The sequence below is a fragment of the Roseovarius sp. genome (assembly GCF_965228755.1).
Lineage (GTDB): Bacteria > Pseudomonadota > Alphaproteobacteria > Rhodobacterales > Rhodobacteraceae > Roseovarius.
On the sequence record NZ_CBDDIG010000013.1, the window covers coordinates 116,659 to 133,641 of the forward strand.

Sequence of the window (16,983 nt, forward strand, 5' to 3'; positions counted from 1 at the left end):
GGGGTGAGGCCGCAGGCCGAGGGGCAGCGCCCCTATTCTGCGGCGATCCTGTGCGCGTCGGACGCGGCCAGCGGGAACACCTTGGCGGGGTTCAGCAGCCATTTCGGGTCGAACACGTCCTTCACGGCCATCTGCATGGCAAGGTCCTTCTCGCCATATTGATGCGCCATCAGGTCGCGTTTCTCGATGCCGACGCCATGCTCGCCCGTCAGGCAGCCGCCCACCTCGACGCAGAGCTTGAGGATCTCGGCGCCGAATGCCTCGCAGGTCTCCAGATCGCCGGGCTTGTTGGCGTCGAACAGGATCAGCGGGTGCATGTTGCCATCGCCCGCGTGGAAGACGTTGGCAACGTCGAGGCCGAATTCCTTCGACATCTCGCCAATGCGTTTCAAGACGTAGGGCAGCTGGCTTACCGGGATCGTACCGTCGAGGCACATGTAATCGTTGATGTTGCCCATGGCGCCGAAAGCGGATTTCCGGCCCAGCCAGATCTTGGCGCTTTCCTCGGCCGAGCCGCTCTGGCGCAGTTCGACGGGGTCATGGGTGCGGGCGATGCTCATGATGGTCTCGAGCTGTTCGTCGATCTCGGCCTCGCTGCCTTCGACCTCGACGATCAGCAGCGCCTCGCAATCCGGGTAGCCGGCCTGGGCGAAATCCTCGGTGGCGCGGATGCAGGGGCGGTCCATGAACTCGATGGCCACGGGAAGGACGCCGGCCTTGATGATGTCTGAAACACAGGCGCCCGCCACCTCGTTCGAGTCGAAGCCGATCAGCACGGGCCGCGCGCCCTCGGGTTTGTGCAGGATGCGCAGGTTGGCCTCGGTCACCACGCCAAGCTGGCCCTCCGAGCCGCAGATCAGGCCGAGCAGGTCATAGCCCTCGGCATCGAGATGCGCGCCGCCCAGTTCGATCACCGTGCCGTCCATCAGCACCATGGTCACGCCCAGAAGGTTGTTGGTGGTCACGCCATACTTCAGGCAATGCGCCCCGCCCGAGTTCATCGCGATGTTGCCCGCGATGGCGCAGGCGAGCTGGCTCGAGGGGTCGGGGGCGTAGAAATACCCGTCCTCCTCGACCGCGCCGGTGACGGAGAGGTTGGTGCGGCCCGACTGCACGCGGATGAAGCGGTTGTCGTAGTCGGTTTCGATCACGTCGTTGAGGCGCGCCACGCCGAGGATCACGCTATCTTCGGTCGGAAGCGCCCCGCCCGCCAGCGAGGTGCCCGAGCCGCGCGGCACCACCGGCACGCCCATCTCGTGACAGATGCGCAGCACGTCCGAGACCTCCTGCGTCGTCGAGGGCAGCACCGCGGCCAGCGGCGGGCACTTGTAGGCGGTCAGCGCGTCGCACTCGTAGGCCCGGGTTTCGGCCGGATCGGAGATGACGGCGTCGGCGGGCAGAATGTCCAGCAGGCGGGCGACAAGGTCGGCCTTCCTGGACAGGATGTCCGGATTGGGGGCGGGCATTTCCATTGAAGCCTCCTTAATTGGTAAAGTAATATAACCAATCCCCCAAATCGGCAAGGTGGCTCGTCTCGCCAAATGGTCGCGGCCGGCGCACACAAAGACGTGACCGCCTGACATACGATTCGCTTCTAAGGTTGCCGGATGAAGATGCGGTGGATTCTCCTTTTTGCCGGCCTGACCGCCGGCCAGGCCCTGGCTGGTGAGCCCGTGGTAAAGGATGTGACGGTCGAGAAGGTCGGCATGTTGTGGAACGTGCACGTGACGCTCGAACATGACGATACGGGATGGGACCACTTCGCCGATGGCTGGGAGGTGCTCGACAAGGAGGGCAACCGGCTGGCCTATCGCGAGCTGATGCATCCGCATGTGAAGGAACAGCCCTTCACGCGCTCGATCAGCGGGGTCGTCATCCCCGACGGGACGCGGGAGATCTTCATCAAGCCGCATTGCTCGGTTCATGGCTGGGCCGAGACGCCGACGCGGGTCGAGCTGTCGCCCTGAGCGTTTAGCGCCGCCCTTCCCTGAGCCATCCGCCGACGATCAAAGCCGCCGCCAGCGCCAGCACCAGCCACGCGGGCAGGAGCGGCAGCTGGGTGACGGCGCGGGTCTCATAGGCGCCGCGCGGAGTGATGCCGATCCAGCCGCGCCCGGCGGCAGGCCGGCCCTCGCGCACCTCGCGGATGCGGGGCAGGCCATGGGCCAGCGCCAGCGCGCCGCCGCCGGTGGCGTCGATCACCTCGGACAGGGGCTCGGTGCTGGCGATGGTTTCCTCGAACTCCACCGGCGAGGCGGGGCCGAGGCCGATGACGGCGGTATGATCGCCATTCTCGAGCCGGTAGAGGCCGATCTCGGGGCCGTCGAAGAGGGCCTCGAACCGGCCGGGCGAGACCTCTTCCAGCTCCATCTCCATGACCTCGCCCGAGGGGGTGGTGATGGTGACCGGCCCGACGGTTTCCGACAGTGAGCGGCGGATGATGCGCATCTGCTGGCCGGTGGCTTCGGCCCAGAGCGCCTCTTCCTCGAGCTCCGGCTCCTTCATCATCCAGTGGGCGAGGCGGCGGAGCAGTTCGAGCTGCGGCCCGCCCCCCTCGAAGCCGCGGTTCCAGAGCCAGGCGTGATCGGAGCCGAGCAGCGCCACGCGCCCCTCGCCGACCCGGTCGAGCACCAGGAGCGGGCTGTCGTCGGCGCCGGTCATGACCACGTCGCCCGTGGGCTCGGCCAGTTCGATCTGGCGCATCCAGCTGCCCCAGCCGTCATCGCTTTCGGGCTCCAGCCCGGCGGTAACCGGGTGGCGCTGGCCGAGGTCGGTGACCTGAGGACGGTAGCGGCGTTCGATGACCCGCGCCGTGGGGCGCGCGGGCATGATCGATTCCAGCGGTGTGCGAAACAGGCTGTCGGCGCTGGCGAAATCGGGGCCGGCGGCGATCAGCACCGCGCCGCCGGTCTCGACATAGTCGCGCACGTTGTCGAGGTAGATCGACGGCAGGATGCCGCGCCGCTTGTAGCGGTCGAAGATGATCAGGTCGAAATCCTCGATCTTCTCGAGGAACAACTCGCGCGTGGGGAAGGCGATGAGGGACAGTTCCCGCACCGGCACGCCGTCCTGCTTTTCGGGCGGGCGGAGGATGGTGAAATGCACGAGGTCGACCGAGCTGTCGGATTTCAGCAGGTTGCGCCATGTGCGCCCGCCCGGGTGCGGCTCGCCCGAGACCAGCAGCACGGAAAGGCGGTCGCGCACGCCGTTGATCTGCACCAGCGCGGTGTTGTTGCGATCGGTCAGTTCGCCCTCGGCCTCGGGCGTGGAGAATTGCAGCACGTTCCGCCCGCCATGGGGCAGGGTCAGCGGCAGGTCGATCTCCTGGCCGATGGGCACTTGGTAGCGCTGCGGTTCCTCGCCGTCGATCGAGATGTCGATCGGCACGGTGCTCACGCCCTCGGGTGCGGCGCCGTCATCGTCGACCCGCAGGGTCATCGTGATCTCTTCGCCGAGGATGCCGAAGGCGGGGGCGTTGTCGACGGTCAGCTTGCGATCCCAGTCCTCCTCGCGCCCGGTGTGCAGCAGGTGCAGCGGCGCGGGCAGGTTCGGGGCGCGGTCGAGGTCGTGCAGGCGGCCGTCGGAGAGCAGTATGGCGCCGGCGACGCGGCCGCTGGGTTCCTCGGCCAGCGCCTCGGAAAGGGCGGTCATCAGTTGCGTGCCGGAATTATCGGCCCCGTCCGGCACGGCGATACGGCGGACCTCGGTGTTCTCGCGGGCTTGTAGCCGCGTGGCGAGGGTTTCAGCGGCCTCCGACGTCGTGGTGGCGCGGTCGGCGAGGCGCTGGCTGGCCGACTGGTCCTCGACCAGCAGGACGATATCGGTCAGCGGGTCACGCTCTTCCTGCTGGTAGGCCGGGCCGGTGAGCGCGGCGATCACCACCAGCGCCGCCAGCCCGCGCAGGGGCCAGCCCGAAAGGCCGCGTAGCAGGGCCAGCCCGATGCCGACAATGGCCATGCCGCCCAGGCACGCGATCAGCCACCATGGCAGCAGCGGGTCGAAGACGATGGAACCGGTCATTGGCCAAGCCTGTCGAGCAGGGCAGGCACGTGCACCTGGTCGGATTTGTAGTTGCCCGTCAGCACGTGCATGACGAGGTTGACGCCGAAACGGTAGGCCAGTTCGCGCTGCCGCTCGCCGGCATAGCCGCGGCCCACGGGGAACATCGGCGCGCCGGTTTCATCCATCGCCCAGGCCGCCGCCCAGTCATTGCCGCCGATCACCACCGGGGTGACGTTGTCGTTGAGGTTGCGGAAGGGCATGCCCTCGACCTTCTCGGCATCGGCCGGCGCCGCCTCGACCCAGACGCCGCGGCCGGTGAAGCGGCCGGGGAAATCCTGCAGCAGGTAGAAGGTGCGGGTGAGCACGTGATCCTCGGGGATGGGCTCGAGCGGCGGGATGTCGAGCGGGCGGGCGAGGCGTTGCAGCTTCTGCCCGTTGGGCGAGGAGGCGCCGAAGCCCGCGACGTTGGCGTCGCGCGTGTCGAACAGGATCATGCCGCCGGTGCGCAGGTACTCGTTGAGCTTCACATAGGCCTCGGCGGTGGGGATCGGCTGGTCGGGCGTGACCGGCCAGTAGAGCAGCGGGTAGAGCGCGAGGTCGTCCTCTTCGAGGTTGACGCCGATAGGCTGCGCCGGCTCGACGGAGGTGCGGAAGTAGAGGGTTTCGCCGAGGCCACGGAGGCCGGCGTGGGCGGCCTCGTCAAGCTGGCTGTTGCCGGTCAGGACATGGGCCAGCACCACCTCGGAGGCGGCGGCGAGCGCCTTGTCCTGTTCCTGTGCCTCGCCCTGTTGGGGCATGGCCAGCAAGGCCGCGAGGATCAAGGCCGCGCGGACGGGCATCAGCCGGCCGGAGAGGGCGAGAGAGGCGAGGATATCGGCCATCAGCAGCACCAGCGCCGCCGCCAGAAGCCAGCCGCCCAGCGGCGCCTCGGGCGGGCGGGCGAGGCCCCTGACGGGGACATTGGCGGGCCATGTGGCGGGGCTGAGCGTGGTGTCGTCCTTGATCACGTTGAGTGCCAGCCGCCGGTCCGGCCCCTCGTAGAGGCCGGGGCGGAGGTTGGGGCCGATCGGGTCGGTGATGAGTGTCTCGCCATCGACGCCGGGCAGGGTATCGGCGTCGTTGAGCGTGCCGAACCCGTCGAGCACCTCGATCGGCTGCCACGTGGTGCCCTGCATCTCCGACAGGTCGGGCAGGGCCACGGCGGAGGAGACCGCGAGACGTTCGAGCATCTGCACGAAGAGGCCCGAAAGCGGCAGGGTGGACCATTCGGCATTGGCGGTGACGTGGAAGAGCACCACCTGCCCCGCGCCGATGCGCTTGCGGGTCACGAGCGGCGTGCCGTCGGTCAGCTGGGCGATGACGCGGGAGGCGAGCGTGGGGTCGGGCTGGGCCATGACCTGGGCCGAGACGGTGACATCGTCGCTGATCTCGAGGCCGAAGAAGGGGCTTTCCTCGGGGAAGGGGGCCAGCGACTTGGGCTCGCCCCAGCTCATCGCGCCGCCGACGGTGCGGCCCCCGGCGCGCAGGCGGACGGGCATGAGCGGCGCTTCCTCGTCGCGGGAGACGTCGCTGGCAGCAAGGCGCGGGCCGGCGAAGCGAAGGAGGAGGCCGCCGTTCTCGGCCCATTCGAGGAGTTCGGCCTGCTCGGCGCCAGAGAGGGTGGCGACATCGGCCAGCACGATCACGTCGGGGTTCGCCGGCAGGATGTCGATCAGGGCCCCGTCGAGGATATCGGCGGACGGGATCAATGCCTGTTCGAGGTAATGCAGCGGCGAGAGCAGTTCGAGGCCTTCACGGTCTTCCCGCCCGGCGATGAGCGCGATCTCGCGGCGGCGCAGGCTGTCATCGGTGAGGGTGACGGCGCCGGCGTGGCGCTGGCCTGCGATCTCGAAACGCGTGAGGCGGGCCCGGAGTTCGGCAGGAATGGACAGCTCGCCCGTGGCGGTGGTGGCGTCGGCCTCGAAGGTGAGGGGCATGGTGGCCAGCATCCGCGGCGTGCCGGAGGGGTCGCGGCCATGCGCCTCGACGGTAACCTCGCGCGGGGTGCCGGCGCGGGCGCGGGTGGCGGTGAGTTGCACGGCGCCGTCGATGATGGTGGCCGGCGCAAGGGCGATGACCGGGGCGGGGCTTTCGTAGACGGTGACGGGGCCGCGCGATTGCAGTTCGGACAGGAGCCGGTCGCGGCCGTCGCGGGCGAGACCGTCGGAGAACCAGCGCGTCTCGAAATCCTCGTCGCCCAGCATGGCGGCGGCTTCGGCCATGGTGCCCGGTGTCGCCTCCCATGCGGACGGGGCGAGGCCGGAGAGGCGGCTGCGCCAGGTCTCGGCAGCCTGGAAGTTGGGGGCTTGCGGTTCGGTCAGGCGGAGGATGGCGACGGGGCGGGATTCGCGGCCCGCCTCGGCCAGCATGGCGTCGAGCAGGTCTTCCTGTGCCGGCCAGTCGCGGGCGGCGGCCCAGGAGCCGTCGAGCACGATCAGCAGCGGGCCGGTGGCCGCCTGTTCACCGTCGTCCTGCGGGTTCAGCACGGGGCCGGCAAGGCCGACGATCAGCGCGGCAACGGCCAGCATTCGCAGCAGGAGAAGCCACCACGGGGTGCGGTCGGTGACGGTGTCGTCATCCGACAGGCCCAGGAGCAGCGCCACGCCGGGGAAGCGGCGGCGGATCGGGGCGGGGGGCACGGCGCGGAGCAGGATCCACAGGATCGGCAGGGCCGCGAGCGCCAGGAGGAGCCACGGGGCGGTAAAGCCGATGGGGCCCAGCATCATCGTGACGGCCCCCCGTCGAAGGCGCGGAACAGCCAGAGGAGCGCCGATTGGGCGCTGTCGGAGGTGTGGTGGAGGCCATATTGCCAGCCGGTCGTGGTGCAGAGCGCATTCAGCTCGGCCTTGCGCTGGGCCAGGCGGGCGAGGTAGCGGTCGCGCAGTTCGGAGGCCTTGAGGGTTTCGTGGGCCAAGGTGCCGCCGACGCTTTCGAAGATGGTGCGGCCGCGGTAGGGAAACGCCTCTTCCGCGGGGTCGAGCACTTGCAGCAGAACGCCCTGAACGCCGCGGTCGGCGGCGCCGGTGAGGGCGGTGCGGGCGGCGGCGATGTCGCCCATGAAATCGGAGATGAAGAGCGCCCGGCCATGGGGCAGCATGCCGGTGCTTTGCGGGTGGCCGTAATCGTCGGCGCCGTCCTTGACCAGGGCCTCGGCCAGCCGCATCATCTGGGCCTCGCCGCGCCTTGGCAGCAGGTCGGACCCGGCCAGCCCGACACGTTCGCCGGCCCGGTTCAGAAGGATCGCCACGGCCAGCGCCAGAAGGCGGGCGCGGTCTGATTTCTCGGGATATTTCGGGTCGGAGGCAAAGCGCATGGAGGCGGCGGCGTCGACCCAGATCACCACGCTCTGCGCGATCTGCCATTCGCGCTGGCGGACGAATTGCGAGTCGGACCGGGCCGAGCGGCGCCAGTCGATATAGCGGCGTTCGTCGCCGGCCTGGACGGGCCGGTATTGCCAGAAATCGTCGCCCAGCCCGGCGCGGCGGCGGCCGTGTTCGCCGAGTAGCACGGTGCCCGCCAGGTGCTCCGCCCGTGCAAGAAGCGGGGGGAGGCGGGCCGCCTCGTGTTCGGCCCGCGCGCGAAGGGGGGCGACGGTGCTCAAGCGGCGGCCTCGATCCGGGTGATGTCGGCCACGGTGTCGGCGATCAGCCCGTCGAGGCTTTCGCCGCTGGCGCGGGCGGCGAAGCTGAGGGCCATGCGGTGGGTGAGCACCGGCTGGGCCATCGCCGCCACGTCATCGGCATCGGGTGCGAGGCGGCCTTGCAGCATGGCGCGGGCGCGGACGGTGAGCATCAGCGCCTGTGCCGCACGCGGGCCGGGGCCCCAGGCGACGGTGTTGCGCACGGTCTCGGACGCCGTTGCATCGTCGGGCCGGAAGGCGCGGACGAGGTCGAGAATCATCTCCATCACGCTTTCGCCCACGGGCATCCGCCGCAGCAGGGTCTGGGCCGCGATCAAGTCTTCGGCGGTGAAGACCTGGTGGGCCTTCGCCTCTTCCGCGCCGGTGGTGGCGAGGAGAATCTCCCGCTCGGTGTCGCGGTCGGGATACTTGACGTCGATCTGCACGAGGAAGCGGTCGAGCTGGGCCTCGGGGAGGGGGTAGGTGCCCTCCTGTTCGATGGGGTTCTGGGTGGCCAGCACGTGGAAGGGCGGGGCGAGCGGGCGGTCTTCGCCGGCGACGGTCACCTGCCGTTCCTGCATGGCCTGAAGGAGCGCCGACTGGGTCCGGGGGCTGGCGCGGTTGATCTCGTCGGCCATCAGGAGTTGGCAGAAGATCGGGCCGGCGATGAACTTGAAGCCGCGGCTGCCGTCGGCGCCGGTTTCCAGCACCTCGGAGCCGAGGATGTCGGAGGGCATCAGGTCGGGGGTGAACTGGATGCGGTTGCTGTCGAGGCCCATGACGGTGGAGAGCGTCTCGACCAGCCGGGTCTTGCCTAGCCCCGGCAGGCCGATCAGCAGGCCGTGGCCGCCGCAGAGGAGTGCCGAAAGCGCAAGGTCGACGACCCGCTGCTGCCCGATGAACCGGTGGGTGATCGAGGCGCGCGCCTCGGCCAGCTTGGCCTCGAGCGCCTCGATTCCCTGGACCAGATCGGCATCGTCTGACATGGCAAAACTCCTGTGCAGGCTATATCCCTTGAGGAGAGTGTATCGCGCGGAACGCAAATGGCAAAAGCAATGAGCAAAGAAACGATCAACTCCCCGTCAACGGAAAGCCTGGCCGAGGCGGCCAAGGCGGCGCAGGGCAAGGGGCTGCCGCCGGTGCACCTTTGGACCCCTGATTTATCAGGCGATATGGACATGCGGATCGCCCGTGACGGCACGTGGTTTCACGAGGGGACGCCGATCAATCGCGAGGGGCTGGTGCGGCTGTTTTCGACCATACTGAAGCGGGAGGGGGACGCCTATTTTCTGGTCACTCCGGTCGAGAAATGGCGGATCGAGGTGGAGGATGCGCCCTTTGTCGCCGTGGATTTCGAGGCGGAAGGCGAGGGCGAGGCGCAGAGCCTGATCTTCGAGACCAACGTGGGCGACCGGGTGGTCGCCGGGAAGGACAACGCGATTCGGGTGGAGCGGGACGACGCGACCGGGGAGCCGGCGCCCTATGTCATGGTGCGCGACGGGCTGGAGGCGCTCATTGACCGGAAGAGTTTCTATCGGCTGGTGGAGATCGGGGCGGAGGTCGAGGGCTGGTTCGGGCTATGGTCCGAAGGTGTTTTCTTCAGGGTCATTCCCGCCGACGAAATGAAGGGGGAGGACGGGGCATGAGCACGAAACTGGCGGTGATCGTCGGCGTCGGGCCGGGGCTGTCGGCGTCGCTGGCGAGGCTGTTGTCGGGCGAGGGGTACGAGGTGGTTCTGGCGGCGCGGGACGTGGCCAAGCTCGAGGGGCTGGCGGTCGAGACCGGGGCACGGGCGGAGGCGCTGGATGCCGTTGATATCAAGGCTGTCGGGGCGTTCTTCGAGGCGCTGGACCGGGCGCCGGACGTGGTGGTCTACAACCCCTCGGCGCGGGTGCGGGGGCCTGTTGCGGAGCTTGATCCGGAGGCGGTGAGGAAGGCCGTCGAGGTGACCGCGTTCGGCGCGTTCCTGACCGGGCAGGCGGCGGCGAAGCGGATGTTGGCGGCGGAGCCGGAGGGCGGCGTGCGGGGGACGATCCTGTTCACCGGGGCGTCGGCCGGGGTGAAGGGGTTTCCGCAGTCGGCGACGTTCGCGATGGGCAAGTTTGCCCAGCGGGGGCTGGCCGAGAGCATGGCGCGGGAGTTGCATCCGCAGGGGGTCCACGTGGCCTGGGTCAATATCGACGGGGCGATCAGGAACCCCGGCCGGACGGAGCCCGCCGACAATCCGGACAGTATGCTGGATCCGGACGCGATTGCGCGCGCCTACCTGGACCTGATCCGGCAGGACAGGTCGGCATGGTCGAACGAGTTAACGCTTCGCCCCTGGGTGGAGCGTTTTTGAACGCGGGACGTTGAACGTACTGCGCCGGGGTGGAGACTGACCGGAAGAGATTACGGCTTGGTTAAGCCGGGGGACGCAAGCCTAGCTGCGCACCACGTAGACCGAGCATTCCGCGTGGGTGACCACGTGGGAGGCCGTGGTGCCCAGAAGGTAATCCTGCACCTTGGGGTTCGCCGCCTCCATCACGATGAGGTCGACCTTGCGCTCGTCGGCGAGCTTGACGATCTGGCGATGCACCGCGCCCTTGCGGACGATCGGCTCGACCTCGACCCCCTCGGCGGGGTGGGACCTGAGGAAGATCTGAAGCTGTTCGCCCCAGTAAGTGTCTGAATTGTATATGTTCATGTTGCGCTCGATCTCGGGCGCGACGGTGGCGAGGATGAGCCTGGCCCCGCGCCGGCGGGCCATGTCGACCGCCTCGGAATAGGCGTTGTACTCGACCTTGGCGTGGCGAAGGTTGATGGGGCAGAGGATCAGCCGGGTGGGGCGGGGCATTTCTATGGTCCGAATCGATGTGTTGGCCTTGCAAGGTAGCCGATCGCGCCTTTCCGGGAGGTTTCACAGCGACCGATCAGGGGCTAAAACGGACCATCGGCGGGGCCGGGAAAGGCCGGATTTCCGACGTCGGTATAACGTCGGTATTTTGTCGGTATTGCGTCGGTGCGGTGGGGTCAGGGTTTGGTGAGGATTTGGCCGGAGGGTGCGTTCCGGTGACGAGAAGGAGAGCGGCCATGGCCCGGAAGACCAAGACGCAGCGCATCGCGCAGGAGCGGCTGATGCATGACATGATCTACCTGATGCAGGACACATGGGTGCCCGAGCAGGTGGCCGAGGCGGTGCCGGAGGCGTGGCACACGCTGGAGCATGACCTCGACGTGACCGAGGGGAAGGAGAAGGTGACGCTGTACCTCGATGCCTCGGTGGCGAAGTTCTACCGGGCGATGGGGAGGGGCTACCAGGGGCGGATCAACCGGCTTCTGGGGACGTATGCGCATATGAAGGTGGCGGAAGAGGTGCGGGTGGCGGCGGCGTTGCGGAAGCGGTTGGGGTGATGTTCCGGTTTGGGGGTCGGGACGGGTGGCGTTCTGCGATGGGGGTGGGATGCCCCGGTCGTTGGGAGGCCCCGGGTGTGACCCGGGGCCTTTTGTGGTTCTGGGTCCCGGCTCGCGGCCGGGACGGGGAGGTGGCGCCTCGGCCTCAGATGCTCTGGCCGCCCGAGACCTCGATGCGCTGGGCGGTGATCCAGTGGGTCTCGCCCGCCAGCAGCGCCGCCACGGCGCCGCCGATGTCGTCGGGCAGGCCGGCGCGGCCGAGGGCGGTGTGCTCGGCGATCATCCGGTTGACCTCGGGGTTGTCGCGGACGGTGCCGCCGCCGAAATCGGTTTCGACGGCCCCCGGCGCAACGGTGTTGACCGAGATGCGGCGCTCGCCCAGCTCTTTGGCGAGGTAGCGGGTGAGCACCTCGACCGCGCCTTTCATCGCCGCGTAGGCTGCGTAACCCGGCAGGGCGAAGCGGGCGAGGCCGGAGGAGATCATGACGATCTTGCCGCCATCCTCGATCATCGGCAGGAGTGCCTGGGTCAGCAGGAAGGGCCCCTTGACGTGGACGGCGTAGAGGTCGTCGAGCTGGTCCGGCGTGGTGTCGGAGAAGAGCGCCCAGTGGCCGGTGCCGGCGTTGTTGACGATATGGTCGATCGTGTCGCGGTTGAAGGTCTCGCGCAGGGTGGTGCGGAGGCGGTCGGGGAGCGACGCGATCCGGGCCGGGTCGGTCTGGTCGAGCTGGAGGGCGGCGGCGGTGCCGCCTTGCGCTTCGATCTCGGCCAGGGTTTCCTCGGCGGCCCGGGCGTTGCCGGCGTAGGTGAAGACGACGCCGATGCCCTGTTGCGCCAGTTTGAGCGCCATGCTGCGGCCGAGGCCACGGCTGCCGCCGGTGATGAAGGTGATCTTGTCGGTCATGGGATGTCCTTTCGCGGTGTTTGCCTGTGACCGGATATGGCGGAAGGCGGGGCGCGGTGCCTGCCGGATTGTCCGGAAGACTTGCCCGATCCTCCGACAGTGGCGGGGAAAGGCGTGGCAGAGGGGCGCGGGCATGGCATAAAACTCCGGACGCGTGCGTGGAGGCGATGATGGCGGATGACAGGCTGGTGGCGGCGGCGGAGCGGATCTGTGCGGCCGGGGGCGTGCGGGACGGGACGCTGACAACCGGGGTGACCGGGCTGATGATCGCGCGGCGGCCGGCGCCGTCGGCGCTGGAGGCGATGGTCTACGAGCCGCTGGTGTGTTTCGTGGTGCAGGGGGCGAAGGACACCGGCACGAAGGCCGGGTCGGTCAGGGCGTCAGCGGGGCGGCTCTTGCTGGTGAGCCATGACATTCCGATCGTGTCGCGGATCGTCGAGGCGACGGCGGCGCGGCCCTATCTGGCGCTGATCCTGCCGCTGGACCTGTCGGTTTTGCGGGGGCTGGAGGAGGAAATCGGCGGGTCCGGGGGTGGCGCCGTGCGCGGGGCGCTTTCGGTGCACGAGGCCGACGCTCCGATGAGGGAGGCGTTCGGGCGGTTGCTGGGGCTGGTGGAGCGGCCCGGGGAGGCCGGGGTGCTGGGGCCGCTGGTGCAGAAGGAGATCCATTACCGGCTGCTGACCTCGCCGCAGGGGGCGACCCTCAGGGCGTTGTTGCAGGCGGATGGCCATGCCGGGCGGATCGGGCAGGTCATCGCGCACCTGCGGGCGCATGTGGCCGACCCGTTGACGACCGAGGAGCTGGCGCGGCTGGCGGGGATGAGCCGGTCGAGCTTTCACGAGCATTTCCGGACGGTGACGGCGACGACGCCGCTGCAATACCAGAAGGAATTGCGGCTGTTGCAGGCGCGGGAGCGGCTGCAGGCGGGCGGACAGAGCGTGTCGGCGGTGGCGTTCGAGGTGGGGTACGAGAGCCCGACGCAGTTCAGCCGGGAATATGCGCGGAAATTCGGCGCCTCGCCGCGGCATGACCTGCGGGCGTGAGGCTCAGATATCCTTGCGGGCGTTGAGGGCGGCGGTGATCGTGCCGTCGTCGAGGTAGTCGAGCTCGCCGCCGATGGGCACGCCCTGGGCCAGCGAGGTCAGGCGGACGCGGCCTTCGAGCTGGTCGGCGATGTAATGGGCGGTGGTCTGGCCATCGACGGTGGCGCCGACGGCGAGGATGACCTCGGTGATGCTTTCGGTGTCGATGCGGTCGATCAGCTTGGGGATGCGGAGCTGTTCCGGGCCGATCTGGTCGAGGGCGGAGAGGGTGCCGCCGAGGACGTGGTAGCGGCCCTTGAAGACCTGCGCGCGTTCCATCGCCCAGAGATCGGCCACGTCCTCGACCACGCAGATCTGGCCGTTGGCGCGTTTCCCGGCGGTGCAGATGTCGCAGAGCTCGGTGGTGCCCACGTTGCCGCAATTGTCGCATTCGCGGGCGGTGGCGGCGACGCGCTGCATCTGGTCGGCGAGGGGCATCAGCAGCAGTTCGCGCTTGCGGATGAGGTGGAGCACCGCCCGGCGGGCCGAGCGGGGGCCGAGGCCGGGGAGCTTGGCCATCATCTCGATCAGGGCGTCGATATCGCGGGTGGAGTTCATGATGAAACGCGCGGCAGGCCCCGGGTCAGGCCCGGGGCGGGGGCAGGATGCCGCCCCGATCCGGTGACTGCAAACCCCTGGTTCAGAACGGCAAATCCATGTCCTTGGGCAGGCCCATGCCCTCGGTGATCTTGCCCATCTCCTCCTTCGCCTTGTCGTTGGCGCGGGTCTGGGCGTTCTTGATGGCGGCGAGGATGAGGTCTTCGACCGCTTCCTTGTCGTCGGGGTTGAAGATCGAGGGGTCGATGTCGAGGCCCTTGAGTTCGCCCTTGACGGTGCAGGTGGCCTTGACGAGGCCGGCGCCGCTTTCGCCCTCGACGGTCATGTTGTGCATCTCTTCCTGAAGGCTGGCCATCTTCTGCTGCATCTCCTGCGCGGCCTTCATCATCTTGGCCATGTCGCCCATCTGGCCCAGTCCCTTGAACATGTGATCTCTCCGAAGTTCGGGTTTCGTTTCCGTGTTGACCCATAGATACGGGGGGCGGCGGGCCGGGACAAGGGCGGTGCAGAAGGCGGGACGGGCAGAGGGCGGGCGAATCGGGGTTAACGGGCTGAAATTGCGGGAAAACCGGGTGTCGGTACCGCGTCGGTGTCACGTCGGTATTTTGTCGGTGCAGCGGTCGGTGCCGGGGCCGGTCAATGTGGCGGGCGGTGCGGTAGGGGGCGATATCTTGAAAAGAGATCGGGGCGAGGTCTTTTCAAGAATTCGTTTGGCCGGGGCGGTCGATCGGCGCAGACTGGGGGCGACCGGATGGACCGTGAGAGGAGGCGGGCGATGCTGAGCGGGGGATGCCAGTGCGGGACGGTGCGCTACGAGGTGCGGGCCGAGCCGGTGGGGCTGTATGTCTGCCATTGCACGGAATGCCGGAAGCAGTCGGCCTCGGCCTTCGGGATCTCGGTGATCGTGCCGGCGGAGGCGCTGGCCGTCACGCAAGGCACCCCGTCGACATGGTCGCGGGCCACCGATCGGGGCACGGGGCTGGATTGCTTTTTCTGCCCGGATTGCGGCAGCCGGTTGTGGCATGCGCCGGACCCGGCCAAGGGGACGGTTTCGGTCAAGGGCGGGTCGCTCGATACGCCGGTCGACCTTGGCGCGGCGGTGCATATCTGGACGGCGCGGCGGTTGCCGGGCGTGGTGATCCCGGAGGGCGCGCGGAGTTTTCCGGGGGAGCCGGAATAGGGGCTGTCGCCCCGGTGCCTGCGTGAAACGTGTCAGTCGGTGAGCCGGAGAAACTCGAGCAGGTCGGCATCTCCCGGGGTGTCCGCCAGTCGCTCTCGTGCCAGCTTGCGGCCGCCCGACGTATCGCCCGACAGGTGCATCGCCCAGGCCAGTTCGGTCCAGTTCCGGGTCTCTTCCGGGGCGAGGGACATAAGCTTCCTGGCCAGCGGGAGCGCGCGGTCGCCATTGCCCAGCATGTTATGGGCGCGGACGGTGAAGTAGAGCGCATCGGTGTTGGCGGGGTCGCGCAGCACGGCCTGTTCGCAATCCGACACCGCTTGGGCGAACCGGTTGCGATCCTGCCGGACCACGCAGCGCGACAGCCAGCCCTGCCAATGGTCGTCGGTTTCAAGGATCCTGGTATAGAGCGCCTCGGCGTCTTCGTAGCGCTGCATGGTGCGGTACGTCCATGCGAGCATCCGCATGTGGGGCGCGGCCGGGTCGAGGCGGATGGCGGTCTCGAGGTCGTCCGCGCTTTGTGCGAGTTGGCCGAGTTCGCGGTGGGCGACGCCGCGGTTGGCATAGGCCTCGGCCAGCCACGCGTCTTCGAGCGTGTCCGAGGCGATGGCCGCCGTGCAGGCCGGAATGGCAATCCGGGGGTCGGTATTCGGGTCGGTTTCGAAACAGGTGAGGGGGCCCTGGGCCTGGGCGGCGAAGGGGATGAATGTCAGCAGGAGCGGGAGGAGGCGGTTGGACATTCGAGGGGGCGCTTCGGGTTTGGGGGCGGGATGGGCGAAGACGGGTGGGTTCGCGCCCACCCCGAGGATCATGGAACGACGGGTTCTCCCATCGGTAAGTTAAAGTCTTCGTATTCCCAGAGAAGGTAACGGCTCAGACGCTCGGTGAAGGCAGGCCAGCTGTGCGAGCGCCGGAATTGGTAGACGAGTGCCTCAAGCGTTTTCTGGACGTGGCCGGGGGTTATGGTCTCGACGATCAGCATGCCGCGCGGCCAGAGGCCCGAGCAGTTGGGCACCTGGGTGGCGATCCAGGCGGGGTTGCAGACGATGAGTTGGAAATTGTCCGCCGCGTCATTGCCACGCTCGCCTATGGACGCGGTCATGGCCAGCATCGCGGGGGTGCCATCGTTGGGCGGGAACGCGTCAACCCAGTCGATTGACTTCACTTCGGGGTCGAGCATGGGGTTACGTTCCTCTGCCGTGGGTTGGGGGACGGTACCACGGGAGGGGAGGGAGGCAATGGTTGGTTTGACTTTGTTCGGATGGCGCGTGCGGTGGGTTTCACCCACCCTTCGGGTGCGTTTTCCGGGGGAGCCGGAGCAGGGGCCAGGGTAACGGCACGCGCGACCCTGGCCCCGGGCAAACGTCACCCCATCTGTTCCTTGCGCAGCAGGATCACGGTTCCGGCCGGGTCCGACGTCCAGTGGCCGGTGACGTTGGTCAGCGGTTCCAGTTCGTCCCGGCAGGGGCTGCCAAGCTCTGACAGGGCCGTGTCCGGATCGTCGTCGAACAGCTCGATCCAGAGATCCGTCTGGCTTTGCTGCGGTACGCGGTCGATCCACAGGGTCATGCTGCCGAAATCGAACCCCGTGCTGTGATCCAGTTCACGGGTGACCGTCAGCCCCACCTTGTCGCGGTAGAAGGCGACGGTGTCCTCCCAGAGATGCAGGGGAACCTTGATGGCGATGTTCTTTCCGGGGGTCATCTGGTGTTGTCTCCTTTTCGGGTCCGGTTCACTTGTAGAAGCCGTCACGCAGGTTGATCCCGTGCTCCAGCCAGGCCTTCATGGCGCAGAGCATTCCCGTCCAGCCCTGGCAATTGCCGAAGGAGGAGGACAGGCCGGCCTCCGTTTCCGGCCAGCCGAACTCGCTGATCCGGACCAGCGTTCGCCCGTCTTCGAGCCCCTGGAATTCCATGGTCACGGTCGTCCAGGTGTCGGCGATCCCGTCGGCCTCCCATTGCAGCACGATCCGGCTGTTGGGCACGACCTCCTGCACCAGGACGGGAAAGGCACCGGGAAAATCGTGGAAATCCCATGTCACCTCGGCCCCGGTTTCCAGCCGCCCCCGTGCGCCGCCGGTGGTGAAATACTGCGACAGGCGGTCAGGCGAGACCACGGCCTCGAAGACCTCCTCCACCGGTTTGGCGATGCGCCCGGCGACGGTGAATTTCAGTTCCATGGTGCGAATCCTCTTTGTTTCCCGTTCATA

19 protein-coding genes are annotated in these 16,983 nt (G+C 68.2%); 6 read left to right on the top strand and 13 right to left on the bottom strand.

Translation table 11 applies throughout. The annotated features are described in order from the left end of the window. Positions 1–32: 32 nt before the first annotated feature. Positions 33–1,472 carry an FAD-linked oxidase C-terminal domain-containing protein gene (locus tag ACO07J_RS18840; RefSeq protein ID WP_422031813.1) on the bottom strand — a complete coding sequence of 480 codons (1,440 nt, stop codon included), beginning with the start codon at positions 1,470–1,472 and terminating at the stop codon, positions 33–35. A gap of 141 nt (positions 1,473–1,613) precedes the next feature. Here ACO07J_RS18840 and ACO07J_RS18845 point away from each other — a divergent pair, with 141 nt between their 5' ends. Then, positions 1,614–1,967 (top strand): hypothetical protein, encoded by a 354-nt coding sequence (locus ACO07J_RS18845; RefSeq protein ID WP_422031815.1) that lies wholly within the window; start codon positions 1,614–1,616, stop codon positions 1,965–1,967. 4 nt (positions 1,968–1,971) lie between these two features. Here the strand turns inward: ACO07J_RS18845 and ACO07J_RS18850 are convergent, their stop codons facing one another. Genes ACO07J_RS18850 through ACO07J_RS18865 form a run of 4 tightly spaced genes read right to left on the bottom strand, consistent with a single transcriptional unit; the run spans position 1,972 to position 8,646 of the window. Continuing rightward, positions 1,972–4,020: a hypothetical protein gene (locus ACO07J_RS18850; protein ID WP_422031817.1), complete on the bottom strand. Its 2,049-nt coding sequence runs from the start codon at positions 4,018–4,020 to the stop codon at positions 1,972–1,974. Then, a complete protein-coding gene (locus ACO07J_RS18855; protein ID WP_422031819.1) occupies positions 4,017–6,767 on the bottom strand; it encodes a DUF4159 domain-containing protein in 2,751 nt (916 codons plus the stop codon). The genes ACO07J_RS18850 and ACO07J_RS18855 overlap by 4 nt, the downstream gene beginning before the upstream one ends. Further along, positions 6,764–7,642: a DUF58 domain-containing protein gene (locus tag ACO07J_RS18860; protein ID WP_422031821.1), complete on the bottom strand. Its 879-nt coding sequence runs from the start codon at positions 7,640–7,642 to the stop codon at positions 6,764–6,766. The genes ACO07J_RS18855 and ACO07J_RS18860 overlap by 4 nt, the downstream gene beginning before the upstream one ends. Further along, complete coding sequence (locus ACO07J_RS18865) at positions 7,639–8,646, bottom strand: AAA family ATPase (protein ID WP_422031823.1); 1,008 nt, start codon at positions 8,644–8,646, stop codon at positions 7,639–7,641. Before ACO07J_RS18865 ends, ACO07J_RS18860 begins: the two co-directional genes overlap by 4 nt. 69 nt (positions 8,647–8,715) lie before the next feature. On the opposite strand from ACO07J_RS18865, the gene ACO07J_RS18870 reads away from it, so the two are divergent. Next, positions 8,716–9,306 carry a DUF1285 domain-containing protein gene (locus tag ACO07J_RS18870; RefSeq protein ID WP_422031825.1) on the top strand — a complete coding sequence of 197 codons (591 nt, stop codon included), beginning with the start codon at positions 8,716–8,718 and terminating at the stop codon, positions 9,304–9,306. Beyond that, positions 9,303–10,001 (top strand): SDR family NAD(P)-dependent oxidoreductase, encoded by a 699-nt coding sequence (locus ACO07J_RS18875; RefSeq protein WP_422031827.1) that lies wholly within the window; start codon positions 9,303–9,305, stop codon positions 9,999–10,001. Before ACO07J_RS18870 ends, ACO07J_RS18875 begins: the two co-directional genes overlap by 4 nt. 81 nt (positions 10,002–10,082) lie before the next feature. On the opposite strand, the gene ACO07J_RS18880 is transcribed toward ACO07J_RS18875, so the two are convergent. Continuing rightward, positions 10,083–10,496, bottom strand: a complete 414-nt coding sequence (locus tag ACO07J_RS18880; protein WP_422031829.1) for a universal stress protein — start codon at positions 10,494–10,496, stop codon at positions 10,083–10,085. A 236-nt stretch (positions 10,497–10,732) separates the two neighbouring features. On the opposite strand from ACO07J_RS18880, the gene ACO07J_RS18885 reads away from it, so the two are divergent. After that, the gene (locus tag ACO07J_RS18885) at positions 10,733–11,053 is read left to right on the top strand and encodes a BrnA antitoxin family protein (RefSeq protein WP_422031831.1); all 321 of its coding nucleotides are present in this window, start codon (positions 10,733–10,735) and stop codon (positions 11,051–11,053) included. Between the two features lie 145 nt (positions 11,054–11,198). On the opposite strand, the gene ACO07J_RS18890 is transcribed toward ACO07J_RS18885, so the two are convergent. After that, positions 11,199–11,957, bottom strand: coding sequence for an SDR family NAD(P)-dependent oxidoreductase (locus tag ACO07J_RS18890; RefSeq protein WP_422031833.1), 759 nt, complete (start codon positions 11,955–11,957; stop codon positions 11,199–11,201). Between the two features lie 170 nt (positions 11,958–12,127). Between ACO07J_RS18890 and ACO07J_RS18895 the strand changes: the two genes are divergently transcribed. After that, positions 12,128–13,000: an AraC family transcriptional regulator N-terminal domain-containing protein gene (locus ACO07J_RS18895; RefSeq protein WP_422031835.1), complete on the top strand. Its 873-nt coding sequence runs from the start codon at positions 12,128–12,130 to the stop codon at positions 12,998–13,000. Between the two features lie 3 nt (positions 13,001–13,003). Here ACO07J_RS18895 and recR read toward each other — a convergent pair whose 3' ends face one another. Next, entirely contained in the window at positions 13,004–13,597 is a 594-nt protein-coding gene (recR, locus tag ACO07J_RS18900; RefSeq protein ID WP_422031837.1) for a recombination mediator RecR, read from the bottom strand. An 82-nt stretch (positions 13,598–13,679) separates the two neighbouring features. Then, a complete protein-coding gene (locus tag ACO07J_RS18905; protein WP_300891585.1) occupies positions 13,680–14,024 on the bottom strand; it encodes a YbaB/EbfC family nucleoid-associated protein in 345 nt (114 codons plus the stop codon). A 348-nt stretch (positions 14,025–14,372) separates the two neighbouring features. Between ACO07J_RS18905 and ACO07J_RS18910 the strand changes: the two genes are divergently transcribed. After that, a complete protein-coding gene (locus ACO07J_RS18910; RefSeq protein WP_422031839.1) occupies positions 14,373–14,777 on the top strand; it encodes a GFA family protein in 405 nt (134 codons plus the stop codon). 32 nt (positions 14,778–14,809) lie between these two features. Here ACO07J_RS18910 and ACO07J_RS18915 read toward each other — a convergent pair whose 3' ends face one another. The 4 genes from ACO07J_RS18915 to ACO07J_RS18930 all read right to left on the bottom strand — a co-directional run bounded on the left by ACO07J_RS18915 (position 14,810) and on the right by ACO07J_RS18930 (position 16,953). Continuing rightward, positions 14,810–15,514 carry a tetratricopeptide repeat protein gene (locus ACO07J_RS18915; RefSeq protein WP_422031841.1) on the bottom strand — a complete coding sequence of 235 codons (705 nt, stop codon included), beginning with the start codon at positions 15,512–15,514 and terminating at the stop codon, positions 14,810–14,812. A gap of 68 nt (positions 15,515–15,582) precedes the next feature. Then, positions 15,583–15,954 (bottom strand): Imm8 family immunity protein, encoded by a 372-nt coding sequence (locus ACO07J_RS18920; protein ID WP_422031843.1) that lies wholly within the window; start codon positions 15,952–15,954, stop codon positions 15,583–15,585. Positions 15,955–16,139: 185 nt separating this feature from the next. Further along, the gene (locus ACO07J_RS18925) at positions 16,140–16,478 is read right to left on the bottom strand and encodes a hypothetical protein (RefSeq protein WP_422031845.1); all 339 of its coding nucleotides are present in this window, start codon (positions 16,476–16,478) and stop codon (positions 16,140–16,142) included. A gap of 28 nt (positions 16,479–16,506) precedes the next feature. Continuing rightward, positions 16,507–16,953 carry an SRPBCC family protein gene (locus ACO07J_RS18930; protein ID WP_422031847.1) on the bottom strand — a complete coding sequence of 149 codons (447 nt, stop codon included), beginning with the start codon at positions 16,951–16,953 and terminating at the stop codon, positions 16,507–16,509. Between the last annotated feature and the right edge of the window lie 30 nt (positions 16,954–16,983).